General features: G+C 56.8%; 15 protein-coding genes. 5 read left to right on the forward strand and 10 right to left on the reverse strand.

Going from position 1 to position 16395, the window contains the following annotated elements; translation table 11 throughout:
* Positions 1 to 52 precede the first annotated feature (52 nt).
* Positions 53 to 526, reverse strand: coding sequence for a protein CreA (gene creA / locus DSD31_RS21915; RefSeq protein WP_004857687.1), 474 nt, complete (start codon positions 524 to 526; stop codon positions 53 to 55).
* A 209-nt stretch (positions 527 to 735) separates the two neighbouring features.
* On the opposite strand from creA, the gene robA reads away from it, so the two are divergent.
* Positions 736 to 1605 (forward strand): MDR efflux pump AcrAB transcriptional activator RobA, encoded by an 870-nt coding sequence (gene robA, locus DSD31_RS21920; RefSeq protein WP_004857685.1) that lies wholly within the window; start codon positions 736 to 738, stop codon positions 1603 to 1605.
* Here the strand turns inward: robA and gpmB are convergent.
* Positions 1602 to 2249: a 2,3-diphosphoglycerate-dependent phosphoglycerate mutase GpmB gene (gene gpmB, locus DSD31_RS21925; RefSeq protein ID WP_004857683.1), complete on the reverse strand. Its 648-nt coding sequence runs from the start codon at positions 2247 to 2249 to the stop codon at positions 1602 to 1604. The two genes, robA and gpmB, sit on opposite strands and share 4 nt — an antisense overlap.
* A 113-nt stretch (positions 2250 to 2362) precedes the next feature.
* Here gpmB and yjjX point away from each other — a divergent pair, with 113 nt between their 5' ends.
* Positions 2363 to 2878, forward strand: a complete 516-nt coding sequence (yjjX, locus tag DSD31_RS21930) for an inosine/xanthosine triphosphatase (RefSeq protein WP_086817292.1) — start codon at positions 2363 to 2365, stop codon at positions 2876 to 2878.
* On the opposite strand, the gene trpR is transcribed toward yjjX, so the two are convergent.
* On the reverse strand, positions 2865 to 3191 hold the full coding sequence (trpR, locus tag DSD31_RS21935; RefSeq protein WP_113991306.1) for a trp operon repressor: 327 nt from the start codon (positions 3189 to 3191) through the stop codon (positions 2865 to 2867). The two genes, yjjX and trpR, sit on opposite strands and share 14 nt — an antisense overlap.
* Positions 3192 to 3344: 153 nt before the next feature.
* On the reverse strand, positions 3345 to 5282 hold the full coding sequence (gene sltY, locus DSD31_RS21940; protein ID WP_004857677.1) for a murein transglycosylase: 1938 nt from the start codon (positions 5280 to 5282) through the stop codon (positions 3345 to 3347).
* A gap of 233 nt (positions 5283 to 5515) precedes the next feature.
* Here sltY and ettA point away from each other — a divergent pair, with 233 nt between their 5' ends.
* Positions 5516 to 7183: an energy-dependent translational throttle protein EttA gene (gene ettA / locus DSD31_RS21945; protein WP_004857675.1), complete on the forward strand. Its 1668-nt coding sequence runs from the start codon at positions 5516 to 5518 to the stop codon at positions 7181 to 7183.
* 68 nt (positions 7184 to 7251) lie between these two features.
* On the opposite strand, the gene nadR is transcribed toward ettA, so the two are convergent.
* From nadR to serB, 3 genes are all read right to left on the reverse strand, one after another.
* Complete coding sequence (gene nadR / locus DSD31_RS21950; RefSeq protein WP_004857673.1) at positions 7252 to 8484, reverse strand: multifunctional transcriptional regulator/nicotinamide-nucleotide adenylyltransferase/ribosylnicotinamide kinase NadR; 1233 nt, start codon at positions 8482 to 8484, stop codon at positions 7252 to 7254.
* 145 nt (positions 8485 to 8629) lie between these two features.
* Entirely contained in the window at positions 8630 to 10012 is a 1383-nt protein-coding gene (gene radA, locus DSD31_RS21955; RefSeq protein ID WP_004857671.1) for a DNA repair protein RadA, read from the reverse strand.
* Between the two features lie 10 nt (positions 10013 to 10022).
* On the reverse strand, positions 10023 to 10994 hold the full coding sequence (serB, locus tag DSD31_RS21960; protein WP_004857669.1) for a phosphoserine phosphatase: 972 nt from the start codon (positions 10992 to 10994) through the stop codon (positions 10023 to 10025).
* A 103-nt stretch (positions 10995 to 11097) separates the two neighbouring features.
* Here serB and DSD31_RS21970 point away from each other — a divergent pair, with 103 nt between their 5' ends.
* Both DSD31_RS21970 and lplA read left to right on the forward strand, forming a co-directional pair.
* A complete protein-coding gene (locus DSD31_RS21970; protein WP_004857667.1) occupies positions 11098 to 11733 on the forward strand; it encodes a YtjB family periplasmic protein in 636 nt (211 codons plus the stop codon).
* A 17-nt stretch (positions 11734 to 11750) separates the two neighbouring features.
* Complete coding sequence (lplA, locus tag DSD31_RS21975) at positions 11751 to 12767, forward strand: lipoate--protein ligase LplA (RefSeq protein ID WP_004857664.1); 1017 nt, start codon at positions 11751 to 11753, stop codon at positions 12765 to 12767.
* Positions 12768 to 12934: 167 nt separating this feature from the next.
* Here lplA and deoD read toward each other — a convergent pair whose 3' ends face one another.
* The 3 genes from deoD to deoA all read right to left on the reverse strand — a co-directional run bounded on the left by deoD (position 12935) and on the right by deoA (position 16356).
* Positions 12935 to 13654 (reverse strand): purine-nucleoside phosphorylase, encoded by a 720-nt coding sequence (deoD, locus tag DSD31_RS21980; protein ID WP_004857662.1) that lies wholly within the window; start codon positions 13652 to 13654, stop codon positions 12935 to 12937.
* A gap of 103 nt (positions 13655 to 13757) precedes the next feature.
* A complete protein-coding gene (deoB, locus tag DSD31_RS21985; protein WP_004857660.1) occupies positions 13758 to 14981 on the reverse strand; it encodes a phosphopentomutase in 1224 nt (407 codons plus the stop codon).
* A gap of 52 nt (positions 14982 to 15033) precedes the next feature.
* Entirely contained in the window at positions 15034 to 16356 is a 1323-nt protein-coding gene (gene deoA, locus DSD31_RS21990) for a thymidine phosphorylase (protein ID WP_113991307.1), read from the reverse strand.
* Positions 16357 to 16395: the final 39 nt, after the last annotated feature.

Genomic DNA, 16395 nt, shown 5'->3' on the forward strand with positions numbered 1-16395 from the left:
CGCTTAATGCGCCGTTTTTTTATGTGCGAATCAGATGCCACGATGCGCCGCGTTATTTATTCCACGGCATGATAGGTACGGCGCTGAGCGCATTCTTCGGCGAACCGTCAACGACTTTATCCGAATAGCTGAGGTAGATCAGCGCATTACGTTTGCTATCGTAAAAACGGACCACCTGCAGCTTTTTAAACACCAGCGAAGTACGTTTCTGGAAAACCACGTCGCCCTGCGACTTACCGTTTTTGATTTTATCGTTCAGTTCGATCGGCCCTACCTGCTGGCAGGAAATTGCCGCATCTGACGTATCTTCCGCCAGACCCAGACCGCCTTTAATCCCGCCGGTTTTCGCCCGGCTGATATAGCACGTCACGTTCTGAACATCCGGATCGTCGAAAGCCTCAACGACGATTTTATGATCCGGACCAAAGAATTTGAATACGGTATCGACGGAGCCAATTTGTTCCGCCTGCGCAACCTGACATCCCGCCAGTAAAAGCAGCCCCGCAACTAACCTCTTGTATTTCATATTGTTACCATTTTCTTAAAATTTTGCTAAGTGATGATTATAGACTCAGCGGAAAAGGTTTATAGATCACAGCGTTACCAAAACAGCTAAAAAACTTGCTGACAAATCGCATTTATAAGCAAAAAAAACACTGAATGCTAAAACATCAAAAAATGCTATTATCCGCTACCTTAGTAGCAGGCACCTGAGTTTAAGGATGAGGACATTTTATGGATCAAGCAGGGATTATTCGCGATCTCCTTAGCTGGCTGGAAGGTCACCTAGATCAACCGCTCTCACTAGATAATGTGGCAGCCAAGGCGGGTTATTCCAAGTGGCATTTGCAAAGAATGTTTAAAGACGTGACCGGCCAAGCCATCGGTGCCTATATTCGCGCTCGCCGTTTATCCAAATCAGCGGTCGCCCTGCGCCTGACCGCCCGCCCGATTCTCGACATTGCGCTACAGTATCGTTTCGACTCGCAGCAGACCTTCACCCGCGCGTTTAAAAAGCAGTTTTCGTTAACGCCGGCGCTGTACCGCCGCTCTCCTGACTGGAGCTCTTACGGGATGCGTCCCCCGCTGCGCCTGGGTGAATTCACAATGCCGCAGCATGAGTTTGTCACCCTGAGCAATACCCAGCTGATTGGCATCACTCAGAGCTACACCTGCAAGCTGGAGGAGATCTCCGACTTCCGTAACCAGATGCGCGTTCAGTTCTGGCGTGATTTCCTCGGCAATTCGCCGTCGATTCCGCCTACGCTGTACGGTCTGCATGAACCGCGTCCTAGTCTCGAGAAAGATGACGAGCAAGAGGTCTTCTACACCACTGCGCTGACGCCGGAGATGGCCAACGGCCACCTGCACAACTCCCATCCGATAATTCTGGAAGGCGGCGAGTATGTGATGTTCACTTATGAAGGGTTAGGAAGCGGACTGCAGGAGTTTATCCTGACGGTGTATGGCACCTGCATGCCAATGCTGAACCTTACCCGCCGCAAGGGTCTGGATATCGAACGCTTCTTCCCTGAGGATGAAAGCCGGGATCAAGAAACGCCGATTCAGCTGCGTTGCGAATACCTGATCCCGATTCGTCGTTAACGCTGCAGTTCATCCATCGCGGGGGCGTCAAGATGCGACACATCCCCCGCGGTTTCCACGACCCAGCCCGATGCCAGCCACAGACTCTGCTGATAATCAACGCGAGAAATTGAGCAGTTACGCAGACGCAGGCGGCGTTCCGCATGTGCCGGCAGTCCCAGAATCGTACTGACCAGACAGCCCAGCGCAATACCGTGACTCACCAGCAGCGGCCGGCTTCCGGCAGGCAGTTCCAGGCAGGACGCCAGCGCCGCGTGCATACGCTCGCTCAGCTCCAGCATCGACTCCCCCTGCGGGATACGGCCGTCCGGGGTCCCATCAACCAACCGGCGACGCCACTCTTCTTCTTCCTCGCTTAACGAGTCGATATGACGTTTCTCAAGAACCCCCATATCCAGCTCACGCAGCCGTGAATCAAGGATGACATCGCAACCGCAGGCTTCCGCGATAATCTCTGCCGTCCGGCGCGTACGCCCCAAATCGCTGGCAATGATATGCGTAATGCCTAACGTTCTGGCGCGTTCGCCGACCTGCCAGGCCTGGCGCTCGCCGTGAGGGGTTAACGGGCTGTCTGACTGGCCCTGAATGCGCCGCTCGGCGTTCCACTGCGTTTCGCCATGGCGAACAAGGTGTACCTGTAACATGCTATTTTTCCGTTCTGTGCTCTTCACAATTTCGGTTGCCGGCGTCGCGCGCTGCAACGAAAACGATTTGGAGTATACTGCGATGACGTAAATTTATTCTGAGTTGTTTGATTATGCACCATGTTGTCTCAGCTACCACTAATCCCGCCAAAATTCAGGCAATTCTACAGGCTTTTAACGAGATCTTCGGCGAAGGATCCTGCCACATTGAGTCCATCTCCGTCGAGAGTGGTGTGCCGGAACAACCGTTTGGTAACGAGGAAACGCGTGCTGGCGCACGAAACAGGGTCGCCAATGCGCGCGCCGTGCAGCCAAATGCCGACTTCTGGGTGGCCATTGAAGCCGGGATCGATGAGGGCAGCACCTTTAGCTGGGTAGTGATCGAGGATCGTCATCAGCGCGGCGAAGCGCGCTCGGCGACGCTGCCGCTGCCGGCGGTGATTCTGGAAAAAGTGCGTGCCGGGGAAGCACTAGGGCCGGTGATGTCACAACATACCGGCATCGATGAAATTGGTCGTAAAGAAGGGGCTATCGGCGTCTTTACCGCCGGGAAGCTCACGCGCAGCAGCGTCTACCGCCAGGCGGTAGTACTGGCATTAAGCCCGTTCCATAACCTTATTTACCGTTAAGCAGCGCCTGCTCCAGCCACTGTCGTAGCTCGGGTGGCGCTGATTTCAGACTGTTAGAGCCACGGGTAATGGTGGCAATTCCGGCGCCGAGCTCGCTTTTCAGCTCGCGCTGGCTCATCTCGCCACGCAGCAACTCTTCAATAATCCGTACGCGCGTGCCCAGCGCCTCGCGCTCGTCGGGCGTCAACATTAATTGCAGCAATGGCAGATGCAGATCGTCGGTGTACGCCTGCTGGAGTAACGCCACAAAGCGAAGCCATTCCTGATGACGCTGTTCGGCTACAGCCGCTGAATAAGGGGATTGTTGGGTCATGTTACGCCGCCATGTTGAGACAGGCGACCAAGGCCGCCTGTCGGATGTACTCATTAACGAGTACAAAGCATAACATACTCCGGTCAATACTCTATGGCTTTCGCATAACAGCACGGCGTTCAGCCCGTTTTGTCACGCGTAATCTGCTGAGCATCAGTAACGCTGCTGCCACTCCGCATCGCTCAGCATGGACGCTTTCTGTCCCATAAAGTAACGGTAATAGGCATCGTAGGAGAGTACGTTCTTCACATAACCCCGCGTTTCCGAGAACGGAATACTCTCGATAAACGCCACCGCATCGATGCGCCCGGCGCTATTACCCTGCCAGGTTCGCACCCGCCCCGGACCGGCGTTGTAGGCCGCGGAAGCATAAATGCGGTTATTGCCAAACTGCTGGTATACATACTGCAGATAGCTAGTGCCAATATTGATATTGGTCTCGGGATCCAGCAGTTGCGACGGACTGCTGTAGCCTGGGATACTGAACATACTCACCGTATGGGTCGCCGTACCCGGCATGATTTGCATCAGGCCGCTGGCGCCAACCGGAGAACGGACTTTCGGGTTCCACGCGCTCTCCTGGCGAGCAATCGCCATAGCATAGCTCTGCGGAATGGCTTTGCCGCTGATATAACGCGCGAAGAGATCGTTGTAGGCCAGCGGGAAACGTTCCTCCAGCTGATCCCACAGCTTCCCGGCGATGGTTGCCTGTACGCTGAGATCCCACCAGTGCTGGTTGAAGGCATAGCGCGCCAGCTGCGCCTGCTGCTCTTTCGTCCGGCTGGTCACCAGATTTGCCCATTCGCTGCGGGCGGTGTTGTCCATATTCCAGTACATCAGCTCGCGTACCCGAGCCATTTCCGGCCCGGAGGTCAGCGCAGGATCGAGATTCTCTGGCGCTTTATCGATCCGGAAGGTGAAATCCTCTCCCAGACGCTGGGCGGCAATCATCGGGTAGAAACCACGCTGCTGCATCAACGAACGGAGAATCGCTTTTGCTTCGTCATCGCGCCCGCGCTCCAGCAGCAGATCCGCCTGCCAATAGCGCCACTCATCTTTCTCTTTCGCCTCCATCGGCAGGCGGGCCAGCCAGGTATTCAACCCGTGGCGATCCCCGGCGCCCAGCGCCATTCGCACCCGGCGCTCTACTAGCGCGGTGGATTGCGAACGCATAATAGCGTCATCGCGCCAGACGGCCTGCTCTTCGGTCACATCGTTGCCCATCAGGCGCCAGGCAACGATATCCCGCAGCTCCTGGGTTTGATCTTCATTCAGCTTCTGTGCCTGCACCAATGACGGAATCATCAGCCGGGCGTTTTCGACGTCCTGGCGCGCCACGCTGGCGAAGGCCACCGCCGCCATCTGGCGGGTAAAGTCCGTCGCGCCAGTGGTGCGGGCAAAGGTCATGACGGTATTCGGATCGTTTGCCAGCGCCACAACCGCTGACGAAATCGTCTGGTATTCAGGCGGCATCTGCTGGGCCAGCACGCTGACCAGACCGGTGTTACCCGCCTTCATTGCCAGGCGAATACGCTCAAGATATGCCAACGGATCCTGCTTGCCGGAAGAACGCCAGGCGCTAAACAGCGCGTCGCAGGCATTAGGCTGGCTTTTACCGGTCAGCCACAGCGCTTTCGCGCCGTCCCAGGCTTCCTGCGCCTGGCCCACGCTCAGCTTCGCGTAGTAGTAATTACATTGCGCTTCGGTGCTGGTGGGTTTTTCCGGGCTGAACGCCAGCAGTCCGCTCCAGTCGGTACGGCGCGCCAGCTCGTTAACAAAGCGCGATTTCAGGGTGCGCGCCGGCGGCAGCGTCGGGTTCGCTTCAATGAAGTTTTTCACCACCAGCGCCGGCTGGTTCATCAGATCGTCGGTGATCTGCCGGTACTGAAGGTAGGGGTACAGCGGATAGGTGGTCAGCGTTGGCATAAGCTGTTCGACAACGGACATCTGTCGGCTATCCCATGCCTGCTTAATTTGAGCGTAGCGGCTGCGCTGTTCATCCAGTGAATCCGCATGTGCCAACTGGCTGAGCGTCAGCAGACTCACGCTGGCCGCCAGAAGACGCCATGCCATCGTTTTGGCTTTTTCCACAAGCTCTTCCTCTGTTAAAAGTACATCTCACTACATCAGAGCAGCATCATGCCGCTTTTTAAATGTCCCGGTGTCGCTATAGATATGCTAACCAGACAACGCCAAACGTGCCACGTCCTGGACATTTTTTTACTCTTCTGTGAATCCCATCGCCTCTCTGGGCTTAACGCGTGAAAAAGGCTACACTTCGCCTTTGAAAACTATTCATCAAAATAAAAGAGGCGAAGTCCACCGTGGCTCAATTCGTTTATACCATGCATCGTGTCGGCAAAGTGGTTCCGCCGAAACGTCATATTTTGAAAAATATCTCCCTGAGCTTCTTCCCTGGCGCGAAGATCGGCGTTCTCGGTCTTAACGGTGCCGGTAAATCTACCCTGTTACGTATTATGGCCGGCATCGATACCGACATCGAAGGCGAAGCCCGTCCGCAGCCTGGCCTGAAAATTGGCTATCTGCCGCAGGAGCCGCAGCTCAACCCGGAGCAGACCGTACGTGAGTCGGTAGAAGAAGCGGTAGCCGAAGTGGTTAACGCGCTGAAAGGCCTGGATGAGGTGTATGCCAAATACGCTGAGCCAGATGCCGACTTCGATAAACTCGCGGCGCAGCAGGGCAAGTTTGAAGAGATCATTCAGGCTCACGACGGTCATAACCTGAACGTGCAGCTGGAACGTGCGGCCGATGCCCTGCGTCTGCCGGACTGGGAGGCGAAAATCGCCAACCTGTCCGGTGGTGAACGCCGCCGCGTGGCGCTGTGCCGCCTGCTGCTGGAAAAACCAGACATGCTGCTGCTCGACGAACCGACCAACCACTTGGATGCTGAATCCGTGGCCTGGCTGGAACGCTTCCTGCATGACTTCGAAGGGACCGTCGTGGCGATTACCCACGACCGTTACTTCCTCGATAACGTGGCTGGCTGGATCCTCGAACTGGACCGCGGCGAAGGGATTCCGTGGGAAGGGAACTACTCCTCCTGGCTGGAGCAGAAAGATCAGCGTCTGGCGCAGGAAGCTTCTCAGGAAGCGGCGCGCCGTAAATCCATCGAGAAAGAGCTGGAGTGGGTACGCCAGGGCGCGAAAGGCCGTCAGTCTAAGGGCAAGGCCCGTCTGGCGCGCTTTGAAGAGCTTAACAACGTCGAATATCAGAAGCGTAACGAAACCAACGAACTGTTTATTCCGCCTGGAGCCCGTCTGGGAGATAAAGTTGTTGAAGTCAGCAACCTGCGTAAGTCTTACGGCGACCGCGTGCTGATTGACGATCTGACCTTCTCGGTACCGAAAGGGGCAATCGTCGGGATTATCGGCCCTAACGGCGCCGGTAAATCGACCCTGTTCCGCATGATGTCCGGTCAGGAACAGCCTGATGCCGGTTCCATCACCCTGGGTGAAACCGTGAAGCTGGCTTCCGTCGATCAGTTCCGCGACGCGATGGATAACAGCAAAACCGTCTGGGAAGAAGTCTCCGGCGGGCTGGATATCATGAAGATCGGCAACACCGAAATGCCTAGCCGCGCCTACGTCGGTCGCTTTAACTTTAAAGGCGTCGACCAGGGTAAACGCGTGGGCGAACTCTCCGGCGGTGAGCGCGGTCGTCTGCACCTCGCGAAGCTGCTGCAGGTTGGCGGTAACGTGCTGCTGCTCGATGAACCGACCAACGACCTGGATATCGAAACCCTGCGCGCGTTAGAAAACGCCCTGCTGGAGTTCCCGGGCTGCGCGATGGTTATCTCGCACGACCGTTGGTTCCTCGACCGTATCGCGACCCACATTCTGGATTACCAGGATGAAGGTAAAGTCGAATTCTTCGAAGGTAACTTCACCGAGTACGAAGAGTATAAGAAACGCACCCTCGGCGCCGATGCGCTGGAGCCAAAGCGAATCAAGTACAAGCGTATTGCGAAGTAATAAAAACGGGTGGCCCAGGCCACCCGTTTTTTTATGCTCAGCGCGCGCCAGAACTCTCCAGGCAGTAGTTAGCCCGGTTCACCCATCAGCTGCTTGACCAGATCAACGCAGCGCAGAAAGCGCGTGTCGTAATCCGACTCTTTCACATGCACAAAGTCGATCTCATTCTCTTTGAGCAGCGACACCAGCAGCGTCTGGAACTCCTTGCGATCCACCGAGCTACCGAGGCTACGTAAGCCGTCGGCAACCCACGGCGTATTGTTCTCCAGCAGAATCACCAGGTCAAAACGGTACTCGTCGATCAGCGCCTGAACGAAGGGGTGCTCGCGCCCTTCATACTTCAGGCAAAATGCCTGGGTGCTGACGAAATCGGTGTCGATAAACGCCACCTTATTGGCATATTTAACCGCGAAATCAATATACTGCGCGTGGCCAAGCGCAATTTTGTCATAGTCGGAATACTGCAGCGCCATCTCATCGCCGCCGAGGTGCGAGAAGACGTAATCGCGACCATACTCCCAGGCGCTGGTGGTGTTAAAGATATTCGCGAGCTTATTGACCAGCGTCGATTTCCCGCTCGATTCGCCGCCCAGAATCGCCACCGTACGTACAAAGAACGGTTTCACTTCCGTCGGGATGTACTCCCAGTAGCGGAACGGGTTTTCACGGATCTGCCCGCCGCTGATGCTCATAAAGGTGCGTTTCGGATCGATCAGCACGGTTTCGATCGCCAGATGCTGCCGATATTGCTGCGCATCGGCCTCTTCCGAGGTGTAGATCCAGTTCGGCTGGATCCCTTTATCGCTCATAAATGCGCGGATCCCGCGGCTCCAGACGTCCCAGCCGTGGGGATAAGGTTCCATCCCCTCTTCATTAAACGCATGGATACGGATATTTTTCTGATATTTGAAGGTTTGCAGCAGCCAGCGCAGACGATCGGATACCGTCGGCTGTTGCGACATCGCGCTGTCTTCAAACAGCTGACGATCGCGCGTATCGTCGTAACCCATGATGATATGCAGCTCATCCACCTGGCTACAGGCGCGCTGAATCAGATAGATATGCCCGGTGTGCAACGGATAGAACTTACCAAATACCACGCCGACGCTCTTTTGCCGACGCGGGAATTCCAGGCCAAGAAAACGGTGCAGGGCTTCCAGCTTCTGCGCGCTTGGGCTTTTGATTTTGGCATTCAGCAGCTGGCTCAAATAGCCTTTGGTCATTCCGCTGGCTTCCGCGACCTGTTGCAGCGTACAGCCCTTTTGCTTAATCGCGGTTTTGAGATAGTCGAAAGATGACACAAGAGCCTCCTGCTTTAGCAAAACTGAAGAAATACCCTGTTGCGGCCGGCAGACGGACGAAGCACGATGAACCGAGGCAACTCAGTCGTTCATACGGACCCACGCAGCCAGCCCCTCTGCCGCCGGACAGGCGGCGGGTATTTAATTATAAGTCGTCAAACACGCTTAGCGCGTCTGAAAGCTTTTTCACACCAAAGATTTGCATCCCTTCTGGTGCTTTTTTCGGCACGTTGGCCGCCGGGACGATGGCGCGACGAAAACCATGTTTCGCCGCCTCGGAGATGCGCTCCTGGCCGCTGGGCACCGGGCGGATTTCGCCGGACAGCCCCACTTCACCAAATACCACCAGATCGTGCGGCAGCGGACGATCGCGCAGGCTGGAAACCATGGCCAGCAGCAGCGCCAGGTCAGCGCTGGTTTCCGCCACCTTCACCCCGCCGACAACGTTAACAAAAACATCCTGATCGGCCATCTGCAGACCGCCGTGACGGTGCAGAACCGCCAGCAGAATCGCCAGGCGGTTCTGCTCCAGCCCTACCGCAACGCGACGCGGGTTAGACATCATTGAATGGTCGACCAGCGCCTGAATCTCCACCAGCAGAGGACGAGTGCCCTCCCAGACCACCATCACCGAGCTGCCGGAAGTCACTTCATCGCCGCGGCTGAGAAAAATCGCCGAAGGGTTGCTGATTTCACGCAGCCCCTGCTCGGTCATCGCGAACACCCCCAGCTCATTCACCGCGCCAAAGCGGTTTTTATGGCTGCGCAGGGTACGAAAGCGAGAATCGGCATCGCCATCCAGCAGCACCGAGCAGTCAATACAGTGCTCCAGCACCTTCGGCCCGGCCAGCGAGCCATCTTTGGTCACATGACCTACCATGATGATCGCTACATCGCGCGTTTTCGCAAAACGCGTCAGATAGGCCGCCGTTTCGCGTACCTGGGCGACGCTGCCCGGCGACGACTGAACGTCAGCCATATGCATCACCTGGATCGAGTCGATAACCATCAGCTGCGGCTTTTCGTCATCGGCTATCTGGCAGATTTGTTCAATGCTGGTCTCGGAGAGCATATTGAGATTAGCGGTCGGCAACCCCAGGCGGTGAGCGCGCATCGCTACCTGCTGCAACGACTCTTCCCCGGTGACGTACAGCGTTTTCATGTTTTCCGACAGTCGGCACAGCGTCTGCAGCAGCAGCGTCGATTTACCCGCCCCCGGACTGCCGCCAATCAGAATTGCGCTGCCCGGCACCACGCCACCGCCGAGCACGCGGTCAAACTCTTTAAAACCGGTGGAGAAACGCGGTAGCGCCTCGAGGCTAATCTCCGACAGTTTTTGTACCTTCGACGCACCGGCATTCCCGGCGTAGCCCGTCAGACGCTCGTTTCTCGCCACCTGCGGCGAAGCGGCAATACGCACCTCGGTGATGGTATTCCAGGCATGACAGGCGCTGCACTGCCCCTGCCAGCGCGGGTAATCCGCACCACATTCATTACAGACAAATGCGCGTTTTGGAGCTTTCGCCACGTGTTACCTCTTACTTTTGATTCATGCTGCCTGAGAGAATACAGAAGACGCCCATCAGATCAGCGTGACGGATTGTCACTTCCGCCTGTTCATTCACTTTTGGCTTAGCATGATACGCGATCCCCAGCCCCGCCGCTTTGATCATCGGTAGATCGTTGGCGCCATCGCCGATCGCCACGGTCTGCGCCGGCGGGATTGCATATTTTTCCGCCAGTTTTCTCAGCGTGGCGGCTTTATATTTGGCATCGACAATATCGCCGATGACGTTCCCGGTCAGCTTGCCGTCCATAATCTCCAGCTCATTAGCGACCACGGCGTCAAGATGCAGCTTGTCGCGCAGGTATTCGGCGAAGAAGGTGAATCCGCCGGAGGCAATCGCGACTTTCCAGCCCAGCGTCTCCAGCTTCAGCACCAGCTGCGCCAGCCCCGGCATCAGCGGGAGCGATTCGCGCACCTGCAGCAAAATATTGGCATCGGCATCTTTCAATGTCGCCACCCGCTGACGCAGGCTGGCGGTGAAATCCAGCTCGCCGCGCATCGCACGTTCGGTCACTTCCGACACCATTTCGCCGGTTCCGGCCAGTTTGGCGATTTCGTCAATGCACTCGATTTGAATCGCCGTGGAGTCCATATCCATCACCAGCAGCCCAGGCGTACGCAGATGCGGAATTTTCCCCAGCGGGGCGACATCCAGCCCCGCTTCGTGCGCCAGCCGGGTTGCCCGCAGCGTCAGAGAGCCCGCCAGACGAATAACCTGATAATCTTCGACAACCCAGGAGGCAACGATAACCAGCGCGGCACCCAGCTCACGCTGCCAGGCGGTCAGCCGGCGTTTATCAAGGCCGCGTCCGTAGAGCAGCCAGCCGCTGCGTCCGGCATGGTAATCCAGCGGCATGACCTCATCACCGCTCAGCGAAAGCGGTAATCCAGGCCACAGGGAAACATCTTCGGGCAGATCGCACCAGGTCAAACTGTTTGGCATTACGGCTCCACATTTCTTTATTCAGGCCAGGAAAATAACGCATGAGGCTACCTTGTAACCAGCGCTTCTGGCAACATTAAGCTGTAAATATTAAAGGTGGAATATGGTACGCGCAAAACTGAAATTCCGACTGCATCGCGCCGTCATTGTTCTTATCTGCCTCGCGCTTCTCGTTGCCCTGATGCAGGGAGCGTCGTGGTTCAGCCAGAACAGCCAAAAGCAACGTAATCCACAGTTAGAAGAACTGGCTCGCACCCTTGCGCAGCAGGTTACGCTGAATCTGGCGCCAATGATGCGCAGCGAGACCCCTGATGAAAAACGGATCGGTGAGCTGCTGGAGCTGCTCACCCGCCAGAGCCGGGTCCTCGATGCCGGAGTCTATGATGACCAGGGCGATCTGGTCGCCCGCTCGGGCGAAGGGGTCAACGTGCGCGACAGGCTGGCGCTGGACGGCAAAAAAGCGGGGGGTTACTTCAATCAGCAGATCGTGGAGCCGATTCAGGGTAAAAACGGGCCGCTGGGCTACCTGCGCCTGACGCTGGATACCCATACGTTAGCCACCGAGGCGAAACAGGTGGATAATACCACCAATATTTTACGTCTGATGCTACTGCTGTCGCTGGCCATCGGCGTGGTGCTGACCCGCACGCTGCTGCAGGGCAAGCGCACCCGCTGGCAGCAATCGCCCTTCCTGCTCACTGCCAATAAGCCGGTGCAGGACGAAGACAAAGATGAATAAGAATAAGGAAATCGCTGATGTCGACGCTACGCCTGCTGCTCTCAGACTCCACGGATCCCTGGTTCAACCTCGCGGTTGAAGAGTGTATTTTCCGCCAGATGCCCGCCACCCAGCGCGTGCTGTTTCTGTGGCGCAATGCCGACACGGTGGTTATTGGCCGGGCGCAAAACCCGTGGAAAGAGTGCAACACCCGCCGGATGGAGGAGGACAACGTGCGCCTGGCCCGCCGCAGCAGCGGCGGCGGCGCCGTTTTTCACGATCTGGGCAACACCTGCTTTACCTTTATGGCGGGCAAGCCCGAGTACGATAAAACCGTCTCCACCCGGATTGTGCTGGCTGCGCTGGCGGCTCTGGGCGTCGCGGCTGAAGCCTCCGGGCGCAATGACCTGGTCGTCAAAACAGCCGAAGGCGATCGTAAAATCTCCGGCTCAGCCTATCGCGAAACCCTTGATCGCGGTTTTCACCACGGCACGCTGCTGTTGAATGCCGATTTAAGTCGTCTGGCAAACTATCTCAACCCGGATAAAAAGAAGCTGCAGGCGAAAGGTATCACCTCGGTGCGCGGCCGGGTGGCCAATCTGGTTGAGCTGCTGCCGGGTATTACGCACCAGCAGGTCTGCTCGGCGATTGAAGAGGCCTTTTTCGCCTACTACGGCGAGCGCGTCGCCGCGGAAGTGATTTCGCCCGATAAGACGCCGGATCTGCCGAACTTTGCCGAGACCTTCGCCCGCCAGAGCAGCTGGGCATGGAATTTTGGTCAGGCGCCGGCCTTCTCCCACCTGCTGGATGAGCGCTTTGTCTGGGGTGGGGTTGAGCTGCACTTCGACGTTGAGAAAGGCCATATCACCCGTACGCAGGTCTTTACCGATAGTCTCAATCCGGCACCGCTGGAAGCGCTGGCTACGCGATTGCAGGGCTGCCCGTATCGGGCTGACGTGCTGCAGCAGGCGTGTGAAGCATTAATAGTGGATTTCCCGGAGCAGGAGAAAGAGCTGCGGGAGCTGTCGGGGTGGATTGCCGGCGCGGTGCGCTGATAAAAAAGCCGGATGGCGGCTACGCCTTATCCGGCCTACAGATTCGGCACCATTTTGTTGGCCCGGTAAGCACGAGAATAGCGGTTACGCCCTATCCGGCCTACAGATTCTACGCGGTTTGCCAGGCCCGGTAAGCGCAGCGCCACCGGGCAATAGCCATACAACTTTTACTCTTTATCGCCCAGCAGAACGGATTCCAGCGCGATTTTGATCATATCGTTGAACGTCGTCTGACGCTCAGCCGCAGTCGTCTGTTCATGCGTGCGAATATGATCGGAAACGGTGCAGATAGTCAGCGCTTTCGCCCCGAACTCCGCGGCTACGCCGTAGATACCGGCGGCTTCCATTTCCACGCCCAGGATGCCGTATTTTTCCATCACGTCGAACATGGACGGATCCGGGGTATAGAACAGGTCTGCGGAGAAGATGTTACCGACGCGGGCATCAACGCCCAGCGCTTTTGCAGCATCAACCGCGTTACGCACCATGCCGAAGTCAGCGATAGCGGCGAAATCATGATCTTTAAAGCGCAGACGGTTGACTTTGGAGTCGGTGCACGCGCCCATGCCAATCACCACATCACGCAGTTTCACATCAGCACGTACCGCACCGCAGGAGCCCACGCGAATAATCTTCTTCACGCCGAAATCGGTGATCAGCTCTTTGGTGTAGATGGAGCAGGACGGGATACCCATACCGTGGCCCATGACGGAGATCTTGCGGCCTTTATAGGTACCGGTAAAGCCCAGCATGCCGCGCACGTTGTTCACTTCGCGCACGTCTTCAAGGAAAGTTTCCGCGATGTGCTTCGCGCGCAGCGGGTCGCCCGGCATCAACACGACGTCAGCGAAATCACCCATTTCTGCATTAATATGAGGAGTTGCCATCTTCAGTTCCTTTTATATTGTTGTTTTTGCCGGGCGGCGCCTGCGCCTTGCCCGGCCTACAAAACCGTAGGCCCAGTCAGCATAGCGCCACCGGGCAATGACCTTAGAACATGGCCTTGCCATATTCCATGTCGGACGTACCAAAGTATTTCGCCAGGGTCTGGCCGATATCGGCGAAGGTTTCACGGTGGCCCAGCGAGCCCGGTTTAACTTTCGGGCCGTAGACCAGTACCGGGATGTGCTCACGCGTATGGTCAGTACCCTGCCAGCTCGGGTCACAGCCGTGGTCAGCGGTCAGGATCAGAATGTCATCTTCACCCACCAGCTCCATCAGCTCCGGCAGACGACGGTCAAACAGTTCCAGACCCGCCGCATAACCGGCGATATCGCGACGGTGGCCCCAGGAAGAGTCGAAGTCCACGAAGTTAGTGAAGACGATGGTCTTATCACCCGCTTCTTTCATCTCTTTGATGGTCGCGTCAAACAGTGCATCGAGGCCGGTCGCTTTCACCTTTTTGGTGATCCCGCAGTTGGCATAGATGTCTGCGATTTTCCCAACGGAAACCACGTGGCCGCCTTTCTCGTCAACCAGCTTTTGCAACACGGTCGGCGCAGGCGGTTCAACGGCCAGATCGTGACGGTTGCCGGTACGCTGGAAGTGGCCCGGTTTATCACCCACGAACGGACGCGCGATAACGCGGCCAATGTTGTAGCCACCTTCAGTCAGTTCCTCACGGGCGATTTCGCACAGCTCGTAGAGTTTATCCAGACCAAAAGTCTCTTCGTGGCAGGCAATCTGGAACACGGAGTCAGCGGAGGTATAGAAAATCGGCTTGCCGGTTTTCATATGTTCTTCGCCAAGCTCATCCAGAATCACCGTCCCGGAGGAGTGACAGTTACCGAGATAGCCCGGCAGGTTTGCACGTTTAACCAGTTTATCCAGCAGCTCCTGCGGGAAGCTGTTCTGATGGTCACTGAAGTAGCCCCATTCGAACAGAACCGGTACACCGGCGATTTCCCAGTGGCCGGACGGCGTATCTTTACCGGAAGAGAGCTCATGCGCCCAGGCGTATGCGCCAATGACGTCCGCACTGGCGTCCATCCCGGCAGCGATTTTGCCGGTCGAGCCCTCGTGAGCTTTGACCAGCCCCAGACGGGTCAGATTAGGCAGATTCAGCGGGCCTTTGCGACCATGGTCAGCCTCGCCCTTAGCGCAGGCTTCAGCAATGTGGCCCATAGTGTCTGAGCCGACGTCGCCAAAGCGAGCGGCATCTTCAGTCGCACCGATGCCGAAAGAGTCCAGCACCATGATAAATGCACGTTTCATATTATTCTCCGTACCTTTTGCGCTGCAAAAAAGCGATCAGATCAGTATACCGTTATTCGGTGATTCGGCGATAGACCGTCGGGGTTTCTTTCGGCGCCTTATCGTCCAGTTTAATTGCCGCTTTGACGGCTTTCGCCGATTCCTGCCAGCTGGCTTCGTCTTTAGCATGGATAACCGCGAGCGGACGCTGTCCGTCAACGCTGTCACCCAGGCGCGCCATGTCGGTAAAGCCGACGCTATAGTCAATCGGATCGGACGCCTGGCGACGACCGCCGCCCATCGACACCACCGCCATACCCAGCGCCCGAGTGTCCATTTCAGCGACAAATCCTTCACCATCAGCGTAGACCGCTTTGCTCAGCATCGCGGTAGGCAGATAGTTATCGTAGTTCTCGACGAAATCGGTCGGCCCTTTTTGGGCGGCAACCATGCGGCCAAAGAGTTCCGCCGCTTTGCCGTTATCCAGCACCGCCTGCAGTTTCGCCCGTGCGTCGGCGTCATCCTGGGCCAGCTTGCCGGAAATCAGCATTTCCACGCACAGCGCCATGGTCACATCAAACAGACGCGGATTGCGGTATTCGCCGGTCAGGAAGCGAACCGCTTCACGGACTTCGACGGCGTTCCCGGCGCTGGATGCCAGCACCTGGTTCATATCGGTCAGCAGCGCGGTAGTCCGCACGCCGGCACCGTTGGAAACGCCAACGATCGCTTCGGCAAGCGCTGCGGAGAGTTCGTAGGTCGGCATAAAGGCGCCGCTGCCTACTTTAACGTCCATCACCAGCGCATCCAGGCCTTCCGCCAGTTTTTTCGCCAGAATCGAGGCGGTGATGAGCGGGATGGAATCCACCGTCGCGGTAATATCGCGGGTGGCATAGAAACGTTTGTCGGCAGGGGCCAGCGAACTGGTCTGCCCGATGATGGCGACGCCAACATCTTTAATAATGCCGCGGAAACGGGCGTCATCCGGGAAAATATCGAAACCCGGAATGGCTTCCAGTTTGTCGAGGGTGCCGCCGGTATGACCGAGGCCGCGCCCGGAGATCATCGGCACATAGCCGCCGCAGGCGGCAACCATCGGGCCAAGCATCAGCGAAGTCACATCGCCCACGCCGCCGGTAGAGTGTTTATCGACAATCGGGCCGTTCAGATTGAGGCTTTTCCAGTCCAGAACGGTTCCTGAATCCCGCATTGCCATGGTTAACGAGACGCGTTCTGGCATAGACATATCGTGGAAAAAGATGGTCATCGCCAGCGCCGCGATCTGCCCTTCAGAAACGGTGTTATCACGGATCCCGTTGATGAAAAAGCGAATTTCGTCATCGCTCAGCGCATGGCCGTCACGTTTTTTACGAATAATTTCTTGTGCGAGAAACAAGGTAACCCCCTGAGGAATAAGGTCAAATTCGGCGGGCGG

The organism is Klebsiella sp. X13 (assembly GCF_003323835.1).
Taxonomy (GTDB): Bacteria; Pseudomonadota; Gammaproteobacteria; order Enterobacterales; family Enterobacteriaceae; genus Klebsiella; species Klebsiella ornithinolytica.

Excerpts from the sequence above, each read along its gene's own strand:
- deoB (WP_004857660.1), bottom strand. The coding sequence starts at position 14,981 with ATGAAACGTGCATTTATCATGGTGCTGGACTCTTTCGGCATCGGTGCG.
- gpmB (WP_004857683.1), bottom strand. The coding sequence starts at position 2,249 with ATGTTACAGGTACACCTTGTTCGCCATGGCGAAACGCAGTGGAACGCC.
- creA (WP_004857687.1), bottom strand. The coding sequence starts at position 526 with ATGAAATACAAGAGGTTAGTTGCGGGGCTGCTTTTACTGGCGGGATGT.
- serB (WP_004857669.1), bottom strand. The coding sequence starts at position 10,994 with ATGCCAAACAGTTTGACCTGGTGCGATCTGCCCGAAGATGTTTCCCTG.
- yjjX (WP_086817292.1), top strand. The coding sequence starts at position 2,363 with ATGCACCATGTTGTCTCAGCTACCACTAATCCCGCCAAAATTCAGGCA.
- robA (WP_004857685.1), top strand. The coding sequence starts at position 736 with ATGGATCAAGCAGGGATTATTCGCGATCTCCTTAGCTGGCTGGAAGGT.
- lplA (WP_004857664.1), top strand. The coding sequence starts at position 11,751 with ATGTCGACGCTACGCCTGCTGCTCTCAGACTCCACGGATCCCTGGTTC.
- deoD (WP_004857662.1), bottom strand. The coding sequence starts at position 13,654 with ATGGCAACTCCTCATATTAATGCAGAAATGGGTGATTTCGCTGACGTC.
- trpR (WP_113991306.1), bottom strand. The coding sequence starts at position 3,191 with ATGACCCAACAATCCCCTTATTCAGCGGCTGTAGCCGAACAGCGTCAT.
- DSD31_RS21970 (WP_004857667.1), top strand. The coding sequence starts at position 11,098 with ATGGTACGCGCAAAACTGAAATTCCGACTGCATCGCGCCGTCATTGTT.